This window comes from Caballeronia udeis (assembly GCF_001544555.2).
GTDB lineage: Bacteria > Pseudomonadota > Gammaproteobacteria > Burkholderiales > Burkholderiaceae > Caballeronia > Caballeronia udeis.
The window spans coordinates 1-835 of the sequence record NZ_FCOK02000228.1; the positions used below are offsets into that span (position 1 = coordinate 1).

The following is an 835-nucleotide window of genomic DNA, read 5'->3' on the forward strand; positions in this document are numbered from 1 at the left end:
TGCCACTGGTCCAGCTCCGTTTGCAGCCGGTCGCGTTCGGCGAGCAGCGCGCGGTTCTTCGGCGCGAGGTCGTGGACCAGTTGGCTGAAACCGTTCCAGAATGCAACGCTGTCGATACCGGTTCCGGGCAGCGCCTCCTCGTCGACAAACTTGTCCAGGATGGCCGCGACTTTGAGGCCGCCCCGTTTGATCATTTGAGTCATTACTTGGTTACTCCAACTGCTCATTTTTTTTAAAAAAATTGACTTGGCTGGCTCAAGCGGCGACGGCCAGGACGCCCGCCTTGGCGACCTGTACGTCCTGATCCGGCTTGACTCCCGATACACCGACTGCGCCAACCACTTGACCCTCGATGATCACCGGGACGCCGCCCGCAAGGGAAGTCAAAATAGGCGCGCTGAGAAACGCGCTACGCCCGCCGTTGACCATGTCTTCGTAACCCGCTGACTCGCGCCGGCCGAGCGCTGCGGTGCGTGCCTTTTCCGCCGCTATGTACGCGCCGATTGGCGCGCAACCATCGAGCCGAAGGAGGCCGAGCGGGTGACCGCCGTCGTCGACAACGGCGATGGTCACGGGCCATTGGTTCCGCTGGGCTTCTGCGCGCGCTGCATTGAGAATGTTCTGAACTGCTTCGAGCGAAATCACTGCTTTGGATTGCATGTCGGTGCCGTTTGAAAGATATTGGGGGAAGGTCGCTATTCCTGACTCACTATTGGCCTTCAAGTTGACATGACTCTGCTACGATCAGAGCCGTCATATTGACGATCCGGCGCACCGTAGCCGACGCCGTCAGCACATGCACCGGCTGGGCCGCGCCCAGCAGGATCGGGCCAAT

Annotated in this window: 3 protein-coding genes; all 3 read right to left on the minus strand. The window is 60.4% G+C overall.

Annotation, left to right across the window (positions count from 1 at the left end; genetic code table 11):
• The coding region (locus AWB69_RS45360; RefSeq protein WP_156529234.1) for a hypothetical protein at nucleotides 1-203 on the minus strand (203 nt) is incomplete at its 3' end.
• Between the two features lie 52 nt (nucleotides 204-255).
• A complete protein-coding gene (locus tag AWB69_RS45365; protein WP_062093259.1) occupies nucleotides 256-660 on the minus strand; it encodes a heme-binding protein in 405 nt (134 codons plus the stop codon).
• A 49-nt stretch (nucleotides 661-709) separates the two neighbouring features.
• Nucleotides 710-835: phosphate acyltransferase (locus AWB69_RS51075; protein ID WP_156529235.1), on the minus strand; the 126-nt coding region annotated here is incomplete at its 5' end.

Excerpts from the sequence above, each read along its gene's own strand:
- AWB69_RS45365 (WP_062093259.1), bottom strand. The coding sequence starts at position 660 with ATGCAATCCAAAGCAGTGATTTCGCTCGAAGCAGTTCAGAACATTCTC.